Genomic DNA, 15,601 nt, shown 5'->3' on the forward strand with positions numbered 1-15,601 from the left:
TCAGGCCTCCAGAGCCCGGCGGGCGCGGATCGACAGCACCCGGCGGCGCACGATCTCGGTACGGATGGCGGTCAGCCAGACGGCGAGAAACAGCAGGCCATAGGCCGCCATCATCGTCAGCAGCGGGGCGAGGAACACCGCCGGCATGGCCGGGCCGTCGGCGCGGATCAGCGAGGCGGGCTGATGCAGGGTGTTCCACCAGTCGACCGAGAATTTGACGATGGGCAGGTTCACCAGCCCCACCAGACCCAGCACGGCGGCGGCGCGCACGGCCTTGGTCTCGTCCTCGATCGAGGCGCGCAGGGCGAGGTAGGCGACGTAGAACAGGAACAGCACCAGCACCGACATCAGCCGCGCATCGCCCCAGGCCCACCAGGCGCCCCACATCGGCTTGCCCCAAAGGCTTCCGGTGATCAGGGCCAGGGCGGTGAAGGCGGCGCCGGGCAGGGCGGCGGCGCGGGCGGCGGCGTCCGCCAGCGGATGGCGGAAGACGAGGGCGAAGAAGCTGGACACGCCCAGCGCCCCATAGGCGATCAGCCCAAGGCTGGCGGCCGGCACATGCACGAACATGATCCGCACCGTGTCGCCCTGCTGGTAGTCCTCGGGCGCTGTGAAGGCGAGCCAGGTCGCCACCGCCAGCAGCACGATGGACAGCCCCCAGACCACCGGCATGAGCGGTCGGGTGAAGCGCAGGAAGCGGTCGGGATTGGCGAGGCCGAACATCGGAGCGCTCTTTAGAGGGCTATCGCCCGCCGCGCTACTTGAGGCGTGGGGGAAGGCGTGTGCTAGAGCGTCGCGCTGATCAGGAGAAGGCGATGACCGACGACGTAACCAGGGACTCGAACGGTAATGTCCTCGCCGACGGCGACAGCGTGACCCTGATAAAGGATCTCAAGGTCAAGGGCTCCGGCGGGGTGACGCTGAAGCGCGGCATGCTCGTCAAGAACATCCGCCTGACCGGCGACACCGACGAGATCGAGGCCAATGTCGAAAAGGTCCGCGGCCTCGTCCTGCGCACCGAGTTCGTCAAGAAGGCCTAGGTCATCCCTGCGCATTCCGGATCGCCGCCGCTCCGGCGAAGGGCGTGACAACAGCGGCGAACAGGACATAGGCGGTCAGGAAGGCCAGCGCCGGCAGAGGCGACAGGCCGTTCACCGCCCGCTCCAGCGCCCCCGCGCCGAACACCACCGGCGGGATGAACAGCGGCAGGACCACGACCGCGATCAGCAGGCCGCCCCGCTTCGATCCCAGCGCCAGCGCCGCCCCCAGCGCGCCGGTCAGGGCGAAGCCGAGGGCGCCGATCAGGGCGGACAGGGCGACCAGCGGCGCCTGCTCCGGCGGCAGGCCCAGGGTGATGGCCGCGACCGGCGCGGTGACCGCGAGCGGCACGCCGACCGCCAGCCACTGGGCCTTGGCCTTGGCGATCACCACCAGTTCGAGCGGGGCAGGGCCGAGGGCGATCAGGTCCAGCGCGCCGTCCTCGAGATCGCGTTCGAACAACCGCTCCAGCGACAGCGTCGAGGACAGGGCCAGCGCCAGCCAGGCGACGCCGCCCGCCATCGGCCTCAGTCCCGCCGGATCGCCGCCCGCCGCCAGCGGCACGAGCACCGTCAGGCACAGGAAAAAGCCGCAGGCCAGCAGCGGCCCGCCGCCGCCCGACCAGGCCAGCGCCAGCTCGCGTCGCCACAGGATCGTCAGGGCGCTCACCGCCCGGCCCCGATGTCGACGGCGCGCGAGGCGACCGGCAGGGGATCGTGCACGGCGGCGAGGATGGCCCCGCCCTTGTCGATGTGCGCCTGCATCAGCAGGCCGAGCGCCCCCCGCCAGCGGGCGTCCAGCGGCGCGAACGGCTCGTCCAGCAGCCAGATAGGGCGCTGGACCGCGATCAGCCGGGCGAAGGCGAGGCGGCGGCGCTGTCCGGCCGACAGCTGGCGCACCTCCAGATCGAGCAAGGGCTCCAGCGCCAGCACATCGACGGCGGCGGCGATCCCCGTCGCGTCGGCGCCCAGCCAGCGGGCCTGAAATTCCAGCTCCTCGCGGGCGCGCCGGCCGCCCTTCAGCCCGTCCAGATGCCCCAGCCAGTGGATGTGCTTCGCCCTTGCTTCCGCCGGATCGGCGTCGGCGAAGGCGATGCTCCCGGCGTCGGGGCGGATGAAGCCGGCCACCGCCCGCAGCAGACTGGTCTTGCCCGCGCCGTTCGCTCCCGTCAGCGCCACGGCCTCGCCCGCCGCCAGCGACAGCGACAGGTCGCGGAACAGCACGCGCTCGCCGCGGGACAGGGTCAGGGCGTCGACGGCGATCATCCGCACCCACCCCAGTTGCGAACACCTATCAATACCCGCGTCCGCGTCGTGGATACATGGACGCCCGCGGGAACCACCGCTATATCCCGCCTCGCCGCAGCAGGCGTTCGCCGCGCGCGGCGGGGACCTGTGCGCCCCGTCGTCAGTCGCGCGTTCGTGCAACCGGATTGTCGGGCGGCGTGAACCAGAGGAAGCCTCTCCATGCCGTCAGTCGACAGCCTTTCCACCCGGCGCGATCTCTCCGTCGGGCGCAAGAAATACGCCTATTACAGCCTTCCGGCCGCCGAGGAAGCGGGCCTGACCGGGATTTCCCGCTTGCCGCGCTCGATGAAGGTGCTGCTGGAGAACCTGCTGCGCAACGAGGACGGCGTCTCGGTCAGCGAGGCCGACCTCAAGGCCGTCGCGGCCTGGATCGAGAACAAGGGCTCGGTCGAGCACGAGATCGCCTTCCGCCCGGCCCGCGTGCTGATGCAGGACTTCACCGGCGTTCCGGCCGTTGTCGACCTCGCCGCCATGCGCGACGCCATGTCGGCCCTCGGCGCGGACGCCTCCAAGATCAACCCGCTGAACCCGGTCGATCTGGTCATCGACCACTCGGTCATGGTCGACCATTTCGGCACGCCGGGCTCGTTCACCCAGAACGTCGAGCGCGAATACGAGCGCAACATCGAGCGCTATAAATTCCTGCGCTGGGGCTCGTCGGCCTTCAACAATTTCCGCGTCGTGCCCCCGGGCACCGGCATCTGCCACCAAGTCAACCTCGAGAACCTCGCCCAGACCGTCTGGACCGCGGCCGAGGGCAAGGCGACGCTGGCCTATCCCGACACCGTGGTCGGCACCGACAGCCACACGACCATGATCAACGGTCTGGCCGTGCTCGGCTGGGGCGTCGGCGGCATCGAGGCCGAGGCGGCCATGCTGGGCCAGCCCATCCCGATGCTGATCCCGGAAGTCATCGGCTTCCGCCTGACCGGCGCCCTGCCGGAAGGCGCGACCGCCACCGACTTGGTGCTGACGGTCACCCAGATGCTGCGCAGGAAGGGCGTGGTCGGCAAGTTCGTCGAATTCTTCGGCCCCGGCGTCACCAGCCTGACCATCGAGGATCAGGCTACCATCGCCAACATGGCGCCGGAATACGGCGCCACCTGCGGCTTCTTCCCCGTGTCGGACGCGACCATCGCCTATCTGACCGCCACGGGCCGCGACAAGGCGCGCGTCGCCCTGGTCGAAGCCTATGCCAAGGCGCAGGGCCTCTGGATCGACGACAGCTCGGAAGACCCGGTCTTCACCGACGTGCTGGATCTCGACATGGCCACGGTCGTGCCGTCGCTGGCCGGTCCCAAGCGTCCGCAGGACAAGGTCGAGCTGACCGTCGCCGCTCCGTCCTTCGAAACCGCCTTGACCGAGGTCTTCAGCCGCCCGGCCGACGCCCCGCGCGTCAAGGTCGAGGGTGAGAAGTTCGACCTCGGCGACGGCGACGTGGTCATCGCCGCCATCACCTCCTGCACCAACACCTCCAACCCGTCGGTGCTGATCGCCGCCGGTCTGGTGGCGCGCAAGGCCCACAAGCTGGGTCTCAAGGTCAAGCCGTGGGTCAAGACCTCGCTGGCTCCCGGCTCGCAGGTCGTCACCGACTATCTGACCGCCGCCGGCCTGCAGACCGACCTCGACGCCCTGGGCTTCAACCTGGTCGGCTACGGCTGCACCACCTGCATCGGCAACTCGGGCCCGCTGTCGGACACCATCTCGAAGGCGATCAACGACAACGGTCTGGTCGCCACCAGCGTGCTGTCGGGCAACCGCAATTTCGAGGGCCGGGTGAACCCCGACGTCCAGGCCAACTATCTCGCCTCGCCGCCGCTGGTCGTCGCCTATGCGCTGGCCGGCTCGATGCGGATCGACATCTCGAGGGATCCGATCGGTCAGGACAAGAAGGGCAAGGACGTCTTCCTCAAGGACGTCTGGCCGACCTCGGCCGAGATCGCCGCCATCCAGAAGAAGTCGGTCACCCCGGCCATGTTCGCCAAACGCTACGCCGACGTCTTCAAGGGCGACAAGCACTGGCAGGGCATCAAGGTCGAGGGCGGCCAGACCTACGCTTGGGACGACGCCTCCACCTATGTGCAGAACCCGCCCTATTTCGAGGGCATGTCGATGGAGCCGGCTCCGGTCTCCGACATCGTCGAGGCCCGCGTTCTCGCCATCTTCGGCGACTCGATCACCACCGACCACATCAGCCCGGCCGGTTCGATCAAGAAGACCTCGCCCGCCGGCGCCTATCTGACCAACCACGGCGTCGACGCCCTGGACTTCAACTCCTACGGCGCCCGCCGCGGGAACCATGAGGTCATGATGCGCGGCACCTTCGCCAACATCCGCATCCGCAACAAGATCACCCCGGAGATCGAGGGCGGCGTCACCAAACACTTCCCGTCGCAGGACGTGATGTCGATCTACGACGCGGCCATGCGCTACCAGTCCGAGGGCCGGCCGCTGGTCGTGTTCGCGGGCAAGGAATACGGCACCGGCTCGTCGCGCGACTGGGCGGCCAAGGGCACCCGTCTGCTGGGCGTTCGCGCCGTCATCGCCGAAAGCTACGAGCGCATCCACCGCTCCAACCTGGTCGGAATGGGCGTCGTGCCGCTGCAGTTCAAGGCGGAAGGCTGGAGCCGTCTGGGCCTCACGGGCGAGGAGATCGTCACCATCCGCGGCCTGTCCGACGCCAACGTCGGCCGCCTGCGTCCGCGTCAGGACCTGTGGGTCGAGCTGTTCCGTCCGTCGGACGGTAAGATGGCCCGTTTCCCGGTCCGCTGCCGCATCGATAACCAGACCGAGCTGGACTACTTCAAGGCCGGCGGCGTCATGCCCTACGTCCTGCGCAACCTCGCCCGCGGCTCCGAAGCCGTCGCGGCGGAGTAGGCGCTGGAGCCTGAACAAGAGAAGGGCCGGCGGAGCGATCCGCCGGCCCTTTTTCTTTTCAGCGAGCGCACCCCCCTCGAAGTACCGGCGGCCTAGTCCTTCAGGGCCTCGGCCACCCGGGGAGCCAGCCGGCGGGCGACGACTTCGATCCCCTTGGCGTTCGGATGGATGCGGTCGCTGAGGGCATAGGCGGGGTTCATGGCGATGCCGTCCAGCAGAAACGGATACAGCGCCGCCTGATGCCGCCGCGCGACGTCGGCGAAGACGCCGTCGAAGGCGATCGCGTACAGGCCGAACCACGGCGGGGCTCGCATGCCGCAGATCATCGCCGGTACCCCCCGCGCGGCGAGATGCTCGAGGATCGCGTCGAGATTGGACCGGATGCGATCCGTCGCGACCATCTGCATCATGTCGTTGGCGCCGAGCGCCACCAGACACAGCCGGGTGTCGTCCGGGACGTGGCGGTCGACCCGGCGCAGGCCGTCCGCGGTGGTGTCCCCCGACACGCCCGCATTGGTGACGACAGCCGGTCGCCCCAGCCGCTCCAGTTCCGCCTGAAGCCGGACCGGCAGGGCCTCGTTCGCGCGAAGGCCGTATCCCGCCGTCAGCGAGTCTCCCAGCATGGTGATCCGGATCGGGTTCACGCCGCCTGACATCCCGGCTCCAGCGGTTCAGGCGGAAAGCCCCAGCGCGGGTTCGCCAGCACCGACACCGGCCGCTCGCCCTCGTACAGGGCGATGGTTTCGAACCCCGCCCAGCCGGCCGACAGGTCGATCATCCGCGTGTGGGCGGCGGCGTCGTCGGCGGCGTTGATCGCCGCGATCTCACGAACCGGGACCCCGGGCAGGTTCACGATGCAATAATAGGCACTCACTCGAGACTCTCCGCGTGGCGGGTCGAAACGGCGCTCGGCCGCCCCGGTTCCCCGGCAAAAGGCCGCACCCGCGTGGCTGGCTTGGGGAGTTTCGGCGACCCGGCGCCATTCCGGCTGAACGCAACGCCAGGCCGCCATCGACCGGGGGGAGGCCGCAGTCGGGTGCGCCTTGGCACGGGCCGACAGCGGCGCCACCCACGGCTTCGACCTCGAGGCCGATGCGCTCAGAAACCCTTGTAGGACGTCTTCTGCGCGGCCTCGCGGGTCTGGTTCGCGCGCGCCTGCGCCGCATCCATCTGTGCGACCGCGGCCGTCGATGCCGCGCGGTCAGCGTCGGAGTATCTCAGGCGCGCGCTATCGGCCGCCAGCACACCAGCCGCCACCACGCCGCAGGCCACGAGGGCGCCGCCGGCCATGAGGGCAAATCGCAGTTTGGTCGAGCGGGTGTCCTGGGTCACGGTCGGGCTCCGGATGCGGAGCGCTGGCTCCATGGGCAGAGGCCCCGCCGGGGGAGCGGCGGGGCCTCGAAGGGGTGGAACGCTGTCGCGGGCGTTCGCCACTGAAATGTAACTGGGCCGGAAGCGTTCCCGGACTGGTAGCGCGACCTGCAGGCCGACGCCGCCGGCGCTACCCCCGCGTTGCGTTATGCGGGCCCGGGTCCCGCGGATTGCGGCCGAAAGCCTGGTCGCAGACGGAGCGGCCGAACTCCTCGGACACCATCATCTGTCGGTCGCCCAGCAGACCGGCGAGACGGCCGCCGGCGGTGGTTGCGACGCTGATCGGGAAACGGCCGACGACGAGATTGTCCCGGCCCGGATCGACGAACTCGACCGTGCCCTGCAGGGTGTGCATGCCCTCGCCGGTCAGCAGGGCTTCGGCCCGGCTCGCCCGTTCCAGCCGTTCGACATGGATGCGGACGTCGATCGGCGCGGTTCCGTGCATGCAGCGGGACAGCTCCTCGCGAACTTCCTCGGAGAAGGTCTCCGAGAAATCCTCCTCGGCGTTCAGCCAGCCGCTGGACATGGTGATCGAGCCGACCTGCGCGGTTTCCTGCAACCCCGGCGGCAGATCCATCGGCGGCCCGCCCTGCACAACAGGCGCGCAGGCGGCGCTGGCGATCAGGGCGGCGGCGGCCGCGGCGGCGAATGCGAGTTTCATGACAGGCCCCTTCTTGTTCCCGTGACGCTTAGGCCAGCGTCGCCGTGAACGGTGGATGAACCGTGTTCGGCTGGAGATGAAATCTCCGTAACCTGGGCGGCCATGCGACCGATGCTGACGGGCCGGTCTGTTAGTCTTCGCCCATGACAGGGGCTGTTGAAGGCGTGGGAGGAACAGTCGGCGGGCCGCTCCAGAGGTGGGAGCAAAACAGACTCTACGGACTCTTCGGACCCCATTTTCTGGTTGTACCCGGATGAAACCCTCCCGGGTCTCAGCGTCCGAAGACCTCGACGCCGATCTCGCCGGTGGGGGTCAGCCAGGCCCGCTTCATGCCCTGGCTGTTGAAGGGATGGGTGATGTTGCCGTCGCGGTCCAGCGCGATCATGCCGCCGTCGCCGCCCATGCCGCCGACGTCATCGATCACTGCCTGCGCCGCCTCGGCGAGGCTCTGACCCGCCTCCACCCGCCACGCCACCTGCGCCGCGGCCACGGCGCGGATGAAATATTCGCCGGTGCCGGTCGAGGAAACCGCCACCCGTCCGTCAGCCCAGCTGCCCGCGCCCGGCAGCGGCGTGTCGCCGACCCGCCCGGGCATCTTGCCGAACACCCCCGCGGTCGAGGTTGCGGCCGCCAGCCGGCCCTGGCTGTCGAGCACGCAGCAGCCGACGGTGCCGTGGGACAGCTTGCCCTTGGGCGGGTGGTTGTCGTCGCTCTGCCCCGCATGGGTGAACCAGGCCGGCTCGTCGCCGATGGCCTCCATGCCCTGCTCGGCCGCGAAGAGGGCCGCGCCCTCGCCGGCCAACATGACGTGGGGCGTGTGCTGCATCACCGCCCGCGCCACCCGCACCGGATTGCGGAACCCCTGCAGCGCCGCCACCGCCCCCGCCTCGCGCGTCGTCCCGTCCATCAGGCTGGCGTCCAGCTCATAAGCGCCGGCCAGATTGGGGCTGGCCCCGCGCCCGGCGACATAGAGGCCCGAGTCCTCGAGCATGACCGTGGCCTCGACCACGACCTCCATGGCCGAGGCTCCTGCGTCGAGCCGCGCCTTCATCGCCTCCACGACCTCGCGCATATGCGCGGCCTCGCGGCTGTAGTCCGTGCCGCGACGGGCGCCTGCGCCGCCGTGAAGGATAAGGGCCGTCATACGTGGTTCGTCTCCGGTTCGGCCTTTCAAAGGCGCGTGGGGCTGATTAGCGTCACTGGAGAACGCGCGCCACGGGGGCGGCGGTCCCGGCCGAGAGAAGTTTTGATGCGCGCAGTCCTGTCCAAGGCCCCCGGCGGCCCCGAATCGCTCGTCGTCGAGGAGGTGCTCGACCCCCGTCCGATGAAGGGCGAGGTGGTGATCGAGGTGAAGGCCGTGGGCGTCAACTTCCCCGACACCCTGATCATCGAGGACCGTTACCAGTTCAAGCCGCAGCGGCCCTTCTCGCCCGGTGGCGAGGTCGCGGGCGTTGTCGAGGCGATCGGCGAGGGCGTGAAGGGGGTCATGAAGGGCGACCGCGTCATCGCCGTGCCCGGCTGGGGCGGAATGGTCGAACGGCTGGCCGTCCCCGCCGCCACGGTGATGAAGATCCCCGACGGCATGGATTTCGAAACCGCCGCGGCCCTGACGATGACCTACGGCACCTCCTACTACGCCCTGAAGGACCGGGCGCAGCTCAAGGCCGGCGAAAGCCTGCTGGTGCTCGGGGCCGCGGGCGGCGTGGGCGTGGCGGCGGTCGAGCTGGGCAAGGCCATGGGCGCGCACGTCATCGCCGCCGCCTCGACCAACGACAAGGTCCAGTTCGCGCTGGAAGCCGGCGCCGACAACGGCCTGATCTATCCGTCGGGCAAGATGGACAAGGCGGCCCAGAAGGAGCTGTCAGGCGAGCTGAAGCTGGCGTCGGGCCGCGACGGGCCGGACGTCGTCTATGACGCGGTGGGCGGCGACTATTGCGAGCCGGCGCTCCGGGCCATGGACTGGAACGGCCGCTATCTGGTGGTCGGCTTCCCGGCCGGCATCCCGGCCCTGCCGCTGAATCTGACCCTGCTGAAGTCCGTCTCGGTCATCGGCGTCTTCTGGGGTGCGGCGGTGATGCGCGACCCGGCCGCCCACGCCGCCAACATGGCCGACCTGTTCCGCTTCTGGAGCGAGGGCAAGATCAAGCCGCGCATCAGCCGCACCTTCCCACTCGAACGCGCCCACGAGGCCATCAAGGCGCTCGGCGACCGTTCGGTCATGGGCAAGGTGGTGGTGACGGTCGACAGCTAGGCGTCGTCGCGCCGCAGCCGCTGCAAGGCCTCCGCCGCCTGCTCCTTGTGCCGCTTGCGGATGTTGGCGCCCAGGGTGGCGATCAGGGCCGCGATCACCGCCGCGTCGTCGGTGAAGCCGATGCCGGCGAAGATGTCGGGAATGGCGTCGACCGGCAGGACGAAATAGGCCAGCGCCCCCATCATGATCCCCTTGGCCGCCATCGGCGTCTCGGGATCGCGGGCGGCGAACCAGACGCTGAGGGCCTGACCGGCGAAGGGAATGCGCGAGGCCGTGCGGCGGATCTTGGGCCAGAATCCCTTGCTGACGCGCACCTCGTTGACCCGCTGCACGGACGGCACGAGGGCGCGCGACGGGTCCAGCGCCTCCTCGGGCGTGACGGGTTTGGCTTTGGCGGTCATGGCGGCTAAATCCCCGCGACGTTCTCAGGTTCACGACAAACATAGGGGCTCCGGCCATGAAACTCGACGGTTCGATCGCGGCGGTGGTGACGGGCGGCGCCTCGGGGCTGGGCGAAGGCACGGCGCGCGCCATCGCAGCGACGGGCGCCAGGGTCGCCCTGTTCGACCTCAACGAGGAGGCCGGCGAGCGCATCGCGGCCGAGATCGGGGGTGTCTTCTGCAAGGTCGACGTGACCGACGACGCCAGCGTCGCCGCCGCCTTCGACAAGGCCCGCGCCGCCCACGGTCAGGAGCGCCTCACCGTCAACTGCGCCGGCATCGCCAGCGGTCAGAAGACCGTCAGCCGCAAGAAGGACACGGGCGAAATCCGCGCCCACGACATGGCGACCTTCGAACGCACCGTGAGGGTCAACCTGTTCGGCACCTTCCGCGTCCTGTCCCAGTCGGCCGCAGGCATGGTGACGCTGGAGCCGATGGCGGACGGCGAGCGCGGCCTGATCGTCAACACCGCCTCGGTTGCGGCGCAGGACGGTCAGATCGGTCAGGCGGCCTATTCGGCGTCCAAGGGCGGCGTCTACGCCATGACCCTGCCGGTCGCCCGCGACCTGGCGCAGGAAGGCGTTCGCGTGAACACCATCCTGCCCGGCATCATGTGGACGCCGATGATGGCCGGCATGGACCAGAAGATCCAGGACGCGCTGGCCGCCGCCATCCCCTTCCCCAGCCGCCTCGGCACGCCCGCCGACTACGCCTCCCTGGTGCTGGAGCTGGCCCGCAACGTCTACATCAACGGCGAATGCATCCGGCTGGACGGCGCCATCCGGCTGGCGCCGCGCTGAAGCCCAAGTAGGCGCTAACGTTCGCGACGCGGTCGCTCGCTGCTTGAGCGCCGAATTTTGCGAGTGGGGGCTTGCGATGGATCGGGCCTTCCCGCTATACGCCCGCCTCCGACTGAAGTGCGGGCGTAGCTCAGTGGTAGAGCACAACCTTGCCAAGGTTGGGGTCGAGAGTTCGAATCTCTTCGCCCGCTCCAGTCGATTGAAGAGGCCCGGTCGCGCGATCGGGCCTTTTTCAATTCCCCGCCGGGCGGCGTGAGTTTGCCAAGGTTGGGGTCGAGAGTTCGAATCTCTTCGCCCGCTCCAGTCGATCCAGGAAGCCCGGTCCTCGCGACCGGGCTTTCTTGCTTTTGGCGGCCTGTGACCGTTACGAACGGGCATGTCCGTGCCCGCGCCCACCCGAGCCATGCTGGAAGCCGCCGTCGCCGCGTTCCGCGTCGCCGACTGGACCGGCGCCCGGGCGCGGCTGGAGGAGGCGACGGCGGCCGGAGCCGATGACGCGGACGCCTGGGCGCTGCTGGCCGCTGTCTGTCATCGGCTGGATGACGCCGCGGCGGCGGATTCGGCGGCGGACCGCGCCTTGGTTCTGAACCCCCGCAACCTGAGGGGCGTGCTGGCCAAGGCCGATGTGCTGGCGGGCCGCGGGGCCAATCGCGAGGCCAGCTTCTATTACAACGCCTTCGTCCTGCTGGGCGGCGAGCGGCCCTCGCTGCCGCCCGATCTGGCGGAAGGTCTCGCCCGGGCCCGCGCGGCGCAGAAGCGCGTCGCCGCCGGCATGATGACCCTGATCGACGAGGAGCTGGAGCAGGCCGGCTATTCCGCGGGCGCATCGGACCGCCGCTTCACCCACGCCCTCGACATCCTGACCGGGCGCAAGCAGCCGTACCTGCAGCAGCCACAGGCATTCTATTATCCCGAACTGCCCAACATCCAGTTTTACCCACGCGCCCAGTTTCCGTGGATGGACGCGGTCGAGGCTGCGACGGAGGCGATGACGGCGGAGCTGAACGCCGTGCTTGAGGATCAGGCGGCTTTCTCGCCCTACCTGAAGACCGATCCGAACCTGCCGAGCCGGCCGGACTATCCGCTGATCGACAGCATGGATTGGAGCAGCTGCTTCCTGTCGAAGGACGGGCGGGAGACGGCCAATGCGGAGCGCTGTCCGCAGACGATGGCGGCGCTGAGTGACGCACCCCTCTGCCAGGTTAAGGGCCGCTCGCCGCAGATCATGTTCTCCCAGCTGAAGGCGGGGGCGCACATCCAGCCGCACACCGGCTTCGTCAACACCCGCCTGACCTGTCACCTGCCTCTGATTGTGCCGCCGGACTGCCATTTCCGTGTCGGCAACGAGACCCGGTCGTGGGTGCGCGGCGAATGCTGGGCCTTCGACGATACCATCGAGCATGAGGCGAAGAACGGCAGCGACCGCACACGGGTGGTGCTCATCTTCGACATCTGGCGTCCGGAGTTGAGCAAGGAGGAGCGGCTGCTGGTCGCCACCCTCTTGGAAACCCTCGATGCCTATTCGCCGCAGGCGGCGGTGTGGGACTGACCATCGCGGATTGATCGGGCACGCCAAATCGAGCACCGTCAGGCGGGATCGGGAGGCTGGGCGATGGATGGTGGGTCAGCGGCAGGTCGTTTCAGGCCTGCGGAAGTGAATCGGCTGGATGCATTCGTCGACGCCGCCTTCGCCTTCGCGGTTTCCCTGCTGATCATCGCCGGCGGGGAGCCGCTGGCGTCGTTCGACGATCTGCTCCGCGCCCTGTCGCGCATTCCCGCCTTCCTCGGTGGATTTGCCCTGATCGTCCTGTTCTGGCTGGCCCACCGGTCGTGGTCCGCGCTTGGCCCCAGGCGGGACGGCTATTCGACGGTGCTTAGTCTGGCCATCGTGTTCTCGGTGCTGGTGTTCGTCTTCCCGCTGAGGCTGCTGACCGAAACGGCGATCCACTTCATGTCCGGCGGCTTTCTGCCGGGTGGCGATCTGATCGAGAGCTTCGAACAGCTGGGCTGGATCTATGCCATCTACGGGATCGGCTTCGCGATCCTGTCGATGCTCTATGTGCTGCTCTTCCGGCATGCTCGGGCAGGGCTGCCGGCGGGCGAGAGCGGGCGAGAGGAAGCCGGGTCCTGGATGCGGACGTGGTTGCTCGCCGGCTGTGCGGGAGCCCTTTCAGCCGTGGCGGCCGTGAGCCCGCTGCTTCGCATTGCGCCCTGGCTGCCGGGCTTTACCTATTGGCTGATCCCGCTGGGAATTGGCGTTCTCGCCCTGCTCGAGCGACGTCAGCGACGGCCACAGGACCGGGTCGCCTGAGCATAGGCGCGGCTGGACCGGACGGCGTTGGCGGTCTAGTCGCCTTCGGGGGGAAACCGGGCTGTTCCGGTTCGCCGTTTGCAGGGTGCCGCCCGAACGGCGCCGGGTGGCGCCAGAACGGGACAGTCGGGTCGCATGTTTCTGGAAGGCCAGATCAACTGGGTGTGGGTTTTGGGCGGTCTCGCGGCCGTCGGCTGGGTCGTCGGCCTGATCGGCCTGTGGCTGGCCCTGAAGAACCGCTCGCGCCATGTCAGCGCTTCCGACCAGCTCGACCTGATCCAGCGCGTGGCCGAGGATTCGCAGAAGCGCCTGTTCGAGACCCTGAACGCTATTCCGGTCGCCCTGGTCGAAACGGACCGGCAGGGAAAGTTCGTCTTCGCCAACCGCGCCGCGCAGCAGTTGCTGGGACGGCGTGACGCCGAGCTGATCGGCCTGCGTTTCCACTCGGCGACCTGGGGCATCACCTTCCCCGACGGGCGCCCGGTGCCGCCGGATCTGCTGCCCAGCGCCCGTGCCCTGCGCGGCCAGACGGTTAAGGGCTTCCAGCACCTGCTGGCCAACCCTGCCTCCCGCAAGAAGATGCTGGTCTCCGTGACGGCCATGCCGATCGAGAACGAACTGGGCCAGATCACCGGCTCGACCGCGGCCATTGTCGAGACCGAAGGGTTGATGACGCCGGAGCCGGAAATGCCGGAAGTCGCAGCGCCGGGAGAAGACCTCACCCGCCGGGTCTTCGACGCCGCCTCCAGCGCGCTGGTTGTGGTTGGGGCCGATGGGCGGGTGCGGGAGGCCAATCGCACAGCCTTGCTGGTGCTGGGGCGTGACAGCGCCGAGGGCGATTTCGCCGACCTGTTCCTCGACGAGGACGAGCGGGTCGAAGGCCGCCAATCGCTGCGGGCCGGCTTGGCCGCACCGGCCGGAGAAGCCGAGCCGATCGTATCACGCCGCGGAGCCGCCGAGGGCATCCGCTGGTCGATGCTGCCGCTCACCGACGCGGAGGGCCAGGTCGACGCCGTGCTGCTGGCAGGAGAGCGGGCCGATCCCATGCCTGCGTCGATCGAACTGGTTGAGGACGCCGGTGACGAAACGGTCTCCGGGTCTGTGGCCGATGAAGCCCTCCGGCAGGAGGCGGAAGCCGCCCGTGCCGCGGCCGCAGAGGCTCTGACCGTCGCCGCTGCGGCACGCCGTGAGGCCGAGGAGGCCCGGATCGCCGCCGAACAGGCGCGCGCAGAGGCCGAAACCGAACTTCAGGGCGGCCGTCGGATGGAAAGCGTCGGACGTCTGACCGGTGGACTGGCTCACGATTTCAACGCCGTCTTGGGCGTCATGACCGGCGCGCTCGACATGATGCTGCGCCAGGCGGACGACCCCGCGCGGGTGCGGCGCATCGGTCAGGCCGCGCTCGCCGCAGGCCAGAAGGGCGAGCTGCTGACCCGGCGCCTAACCGCCTTCTCGCAGGGCGACGACGAGCCGGTGCTGCGCGTCCTGGACGCCGGCGTGCTGCTGCGCGGCATGGAGACCCGTCTGCGTGAAATCGCCGGACCGGGGGTCGACCTGATGATCGAAGGCCCGGCGGAACCGGCTCCGGCCCGTCTGGATCCGGTCGCCTTCGAGGGCGCCGTCAAGGCGCTGACCCGCAACGCCGTCGAGGCCGTGGACGGGCAGGGCTCGGTCGCCGTTCGTCTGGAGAGCTTGATGGAAGGCGGCCTGCGCCTCAGCATTCGCGACAGCGGTCCGGGGATGGATCGCGATCTCGCCGCCCGCGCGGTGGAGCCCTTCTTCACCACGCGCGAGGGCGCAGCCGGTCTCGGCCTGTCGCAGGCCTATGCCTTCGCCCGTCAGTCCGGCGGCGTGCTGTCGATCGACAGCCAGCCGGAACAGGGCGCCGAGGTTTCGATCACCCTTCCCGCCGCCGCCTGAACCGGCGCCGCTGGCGCTGCCAGCTTGGCGGTGTAGAGTGGTTAACGGGGCCATGGGAGGGTCGGTCATGAAGCTGTTGCGTTTGGTCGTGGTGCTGGCGGTTCTGGCCTATGCGGGCTGGCTGGCCTGGCCGTTCATTTCGCCGCTGATCGAGGGCGCCGCGCCCGGGGCCGCGACGATGCGGGCCGAGGCTACGGCGGGCGACGCCGGCCTGCTGTTCGGCTTCGTTCCGTCCTGGGCCCTCTGGGTCGGGGCCATCGCCCTCTATGTCATTTCCGCCCTGCTGCTGGGCGCGGGCAACCCAAAGGCCGCCTTCGCCTATCTGCTCGGCTTCGCGGCCGACGCCGCCCTGCGGCTGGCGCTGGCGGACAAGGGCGGCGAGGCGGCGCGCTCGGGGCCGACGACGATGGCCGCGCCCGACGCGGCCTCGGGCCTGCCGGTGGATCCGCTCTGGCTCACGCTCGGCGCGCTGGTCCTGCTCGGCGTTCTGCTCATGATCGCCAGCCGCCGTATCCGCCGCGCGCGAACCCCGGGACAGCTGTCGTACTAGCTCCCGTTCCGGCCCACGGCGCCTATATGAGTCCGGACGGTTGACGCGCTCCGGCGCGCCGCTAGGTTCCGCGCG

Annotated in this window: 17 protein-coding genes and 1 tRNA gene; 9 read left to right on the plus strand and 9 right to left on the minus strand. The window is 69.4% G+C overall.

The window, feature by feature from the left end:
* Entirely contained in the window at positions 1 to 723 is a 723-nt protein-coding gene (gene ccmC / locus GGQ87_RS05645) for a heme ABC transporter permease CcmC (protein WP_168045700.1), read from the minus strand.
* Positions 724 to 815: 92 nt separating this feature from the next.
* Here ccmC and GGQ87_RS05650 point away from each other — a divergent pair, with 92 nt between their 5' ends.
* Positions 816 to 1,040 carry an alkylphosphonate utilization protein gene (locus tag GGQ87_RS05650; protein ID WP_168045701.1) on the plus strand — a complete coding sequence of 75 codons (225 nt, stop codon included), beginning with the start codon at positions 816 to 818 and terminating at the stop codon, positions 1,038 to 1,040.
* A gap of 1 nt (position 1,041) precedes the next feature.
* Here the strand turns inward: GGQ87_RS05650 and ccmB are convergent, their stop codons facing one another.
* Positions 1,042 to 1,707 carry a heme exporter protein CcmB gene (ccmB, locus tag GGQ87_RS05655; protein WP_168045702.1) on the minus strand — a complete coding sequence of 222 codons (666 nt, stop codon included), beginning with the start codon at positions 1,705 to 1,707 and terminating at the stop codon, positions 1,042 to 1,044.
* Positions 1,704 to 2,303 (minus strand): heme ABC exporter ATP-binding protein CcmA, encoded by a 600-nt coding sequence (ccmA, locus tag GGQ87_RS05660; protein ID WP_168045703.1) that lies wholly within the window; start codon positions 2,301 to 2,303, stop codon positions 1,704 to 1,706. Before ccmA ends, ccmB begins: the two co-directional genes overlap by 4 nt.
* A gap of 201 nt (positions 2,304 to 2,504) precedes the next feature.
* Between ccmA and acnA the strand changes: the two genes are divergently transcribed.
* Positions 2,505 to 5,222 (plus strand): aconitate hydratase AcnA, encoded by a 2,718-nt coding sequence (acnA, locus tag GGQ87_RS05665; protein WP_168045704.1) that lies wholly within the window; start codon positions 2,505 to 2,507, stop codon positions 5,220 to 5,222.
* A 92-nt stretch (positions 5,223 to 5,314) separates the two neighbouring features.
* Here the strand turns inward: acnA and GGQ87_RS05670 are convergent, their stop codons facing one another.
* From GGQ87_RS05670 to GGQ87_RS05690, 5 genes are all read right to left on the minus strand, one after another.
* A complete protein-coding gene (locus tag GGQ87_RS05670; protein ID WP_209282398.1) occupies positions 5,315 to 5,878 on the minus strand; it encodes an arylesterase in 564 nt (187 codons plus the stop codon).
* Entirely contained in the window at positions 5,863 to 6,096 is a 234-nt protein-coding gene (locus tag GGQ87_RS05675; protein ID WP_168045705.1) for a hypothetical protein, read from the minus strand. The genes GGQ87_RS05670 and GGQ87_RS05675 overlap by 16 nt, the downstream gene beginning before the upstream one ends.
* 224 nt (positions 6,097 to 6,320) lie before the next feature.
* A complete protein-coding gene (locus GGQ87_RS05680) occupies positions 6,321 to 6,554 on the minus strand; it encodes a hypothetical protein (protein ID WP_168045706.1) in 234 nt (77 codons plus the stop codon).
* Between the two features lie 169 nt (positions 6,555 to 6,723).
* Positions 6,724 to 7,254, minus strand: coding sequence for a hypothetical protein (locus GGQ87_RS05685; RefSeq protein WP_168045707.1), 531 nt, complete (start codon positions 7,252 to 7,254; stop codon positions 6,724 to 6,726).
* A gap of 271 nt (positions 7,255 to 7,525) precedes the next feature.
* Positions 7,526 to 8,398 carry an isoaspartyl peptidase/L-asparaginase family protein gene (locus GGQ87_RS05690; protein ID WP_168045708.1) on the minus strand — a complete coding sequence of 291 codons (873 nt, stop codon included), beginning with the start codon at positions 8,396 to 8,398 and terminating at the stop codon, positions 7,526 to 7,528.
* 105 nt (positions 8,399 to 8,503) lie between these two features.
* Between GGQ87_RS05690 and GGQ87_RS05695 the strand changes: the two genes are divergently transcribed.
* Entirely contained in the window at positions 8,504 to 9,505 is a 1,002-nt protein-coding gene (locus GGQ87_RS05695; protein ID WP_168045709.1) for an NADPH:quinone oxidoreductase family protein, read from the plus strand.
* Here GGQ87_RS05695 and GGQ87_RS05700 read toward each other — a convergent pair.
* Positions 9,502 to 9,906, minus strand: a complete 405-nt coding sequence (locus tag GGQ87_RS05700) for a YkvA family protein (RefSeq protein WP_168045710.1) — start codon at positions 9,904 to 9,906, stop codon at positions 9,502 to 9,504. The two genes, GGQ87_RS05695 and GGQ87_RS05700, sit on opposite strands and share 4 nt — an antisense overlap.
* A 56-nt stretch (positions 9,907 to 9,962) precedes the next feature.
* Between GGQ87_RS05700 and GGQ87_RS05705 the strand changes: the two genes are divergently transcribed.
* The 6 genes from GGQ87_RS05705 (at position 9,963) to GGQ87_RS05730 (ending at position 15,526) form a co-directional block, all read left to right on the plus strand.
* Complete coding sequence (locus GGQ87_RS05705) at positions 9,963 to 10,745, plus strand: SDR family NAD(P)-dependent oxidoreductase (protein WP_168045711.1); 783 nt, start codon at positions 9,963 to 9,965, stop codon at positions 10,743 to 10,745.
* 119 nt (positions 10,746 to 10,864) lie between these two features.
* Positions 10,865 to 10,939, plus strand: a tRNA-Gly gene (locus GGQ87_RS05710).
* A gap of 188 nt (positions 10,940 to 11,127) precedes the next feature.
* A complete protein-coding gene (locus tag GGQ87_RS15610; protein ID WP_168045712.1) occupies positions 11,128 to 12,294 on the plus strand; it encodes an aspartyl/asparaginyl beta-hydroxylase domain-containing protein in 1,167 nt (388 codons plus the stop codon).
* A 105-nt stretch (positions 12,295 to 12,399) separates the two neighbouring features.
* Positions 12,400 to 13,056: a TMEM175 family protein gene (locus tag GGQ87_RS05720; RefSeq protein ID WP_168045713.1), complete on the plus strand. Its 657-nt coding sequence runs from the start codon at positions 12,400 to 12,402 to the stop codon at positions 13,054 to 13,056.
* A gap of 135 nt (positions 13,057 to 13,191) precedes the next feature.
* On the plus strand, positions 13,192 to 14,976 hold the full coding sequence (locus GGQ87_RS05725; protein ID WP_168045714.1) for an ATP-binding protein: 1,785 nt from the start codon (positions 13,192 to 13,194) through the stop codon (positions 14,974 to 14,976).
* Between the two features lie 67 nt (positions 14,977 to 15,043).
* Positions 15,044 to 15,526 carry a hypothetical protein gene (locus GGQ87_RS05730; RefSeq protein ID WP_168045715.1) on the plus strand — a complete coding sequence of 161 codons (483 nt, stop codon included), beginning with the start codon at positions 15,044 to 15,046 and terminating at the stop codon, positions 15,524 to 15,526.
* Positions 15,527 to 15,601 lie beyond the last annotated feature (75 nt).

Origin of the sequence: Brevundimonas alba, from assembly GCF_011927945.1 — a bacterium.
Classification (GTDB): Bacteria; Pseudomonadota; Alphaproteobacteria; order Caulobacterales; family Caulobacteraceae; genus Brevundimonas; species Brevundimonas alba.

Excerpts from the sequence above, each read along its gene's own strand:
- GGQ87_RS05705 (WP_168045711.1), top strand. The coding sequence starts at position 9,963 with ATGAAACTCGACGGTTCGATCGCGGCGGTGGTGACGGGCGGCGCCTCG.
- GGQ87_RS05685 (WP_168045707.1), bottom strand. The coding sequence starts at position 7,254 with ATGAAACTCGCATTCGCCGCCGCGGCCGCCGCCGCCCTGATCGCCAGC.
- acnA (WP_168045704.1), top strand. The coding sequence starts at position 2,505 with ATGCCGTCAGTCGACAGCCTTTCCACCCGGCGCGATCTCTCCGTCGGG.
- GGQ87_RS05700 (WP_168045710.1), bottom strand. The coding sequence starts at position 9,906 with ATGACCGCCAAAGCCAAACCCGTCACGCCCGAGGAGGCGCTGGACCCG.
- GGQ87_RS05725 (WP_168045714.1), top strand. The coding sequence starts at position 13,192 with ATGTTTCTGGAAGGCCAGATCAACTGGGTGTGGGTTTTGGGCGGTCTC.
- GGQ87_RS05730 (WP_168045715.1), top strand. The coding sequence starts at position 15,044 with ATGAAGCTGTTGCGTTTGGTCGTGGTGCTGGCGGTTCTGGCCTATGCG.
- GGQ87_RS05670 (WP_209282398.1), bottom strand. The coding sequence starts at position 5,878 with ATGTCAGGCGGCGTGAACCCGATCCGGATCACCATGCTGGGAGACTCG.
- GGQ87_RS05650 (WP_168045701.1), top strand. The coding sequence starts at position 816 with ATGACCGACGACGTAACCAGGGACTCGAACGGTAATGTCCTCGCCGAC.
- GGQ87_RS05690 (WP_168045708.1), bottom strand. The coding sequence starts at position 8,398 with ATGACGGCCCTTATCCTTCACGGCGGCGCAGGCGCCCGTCGCGGCACG.
- ccmC (WP_168045700.1), bottom strand. The coding sequence starts at position 723 with ATGTTCGGCCTCGCCAATCCCGACCGCTTCCTGCGCTTCACCCGACCG.
- ccmA (WP_168045703.1), bottom strand. The coding sequence starts at position 2,303 with ATGATCGCCGTCGACGCCCTGACCCTGTCCCGCGGCGAGCGCGTGCTG.
- GGQ87_RS05695 (WP_168045709.1), top strand. The coding sequence starts at position 8,504 with ATGCGCGCAGTCCTGTCCAAGGCCCCCGGCGGCCCCGAATCGCTCGTC.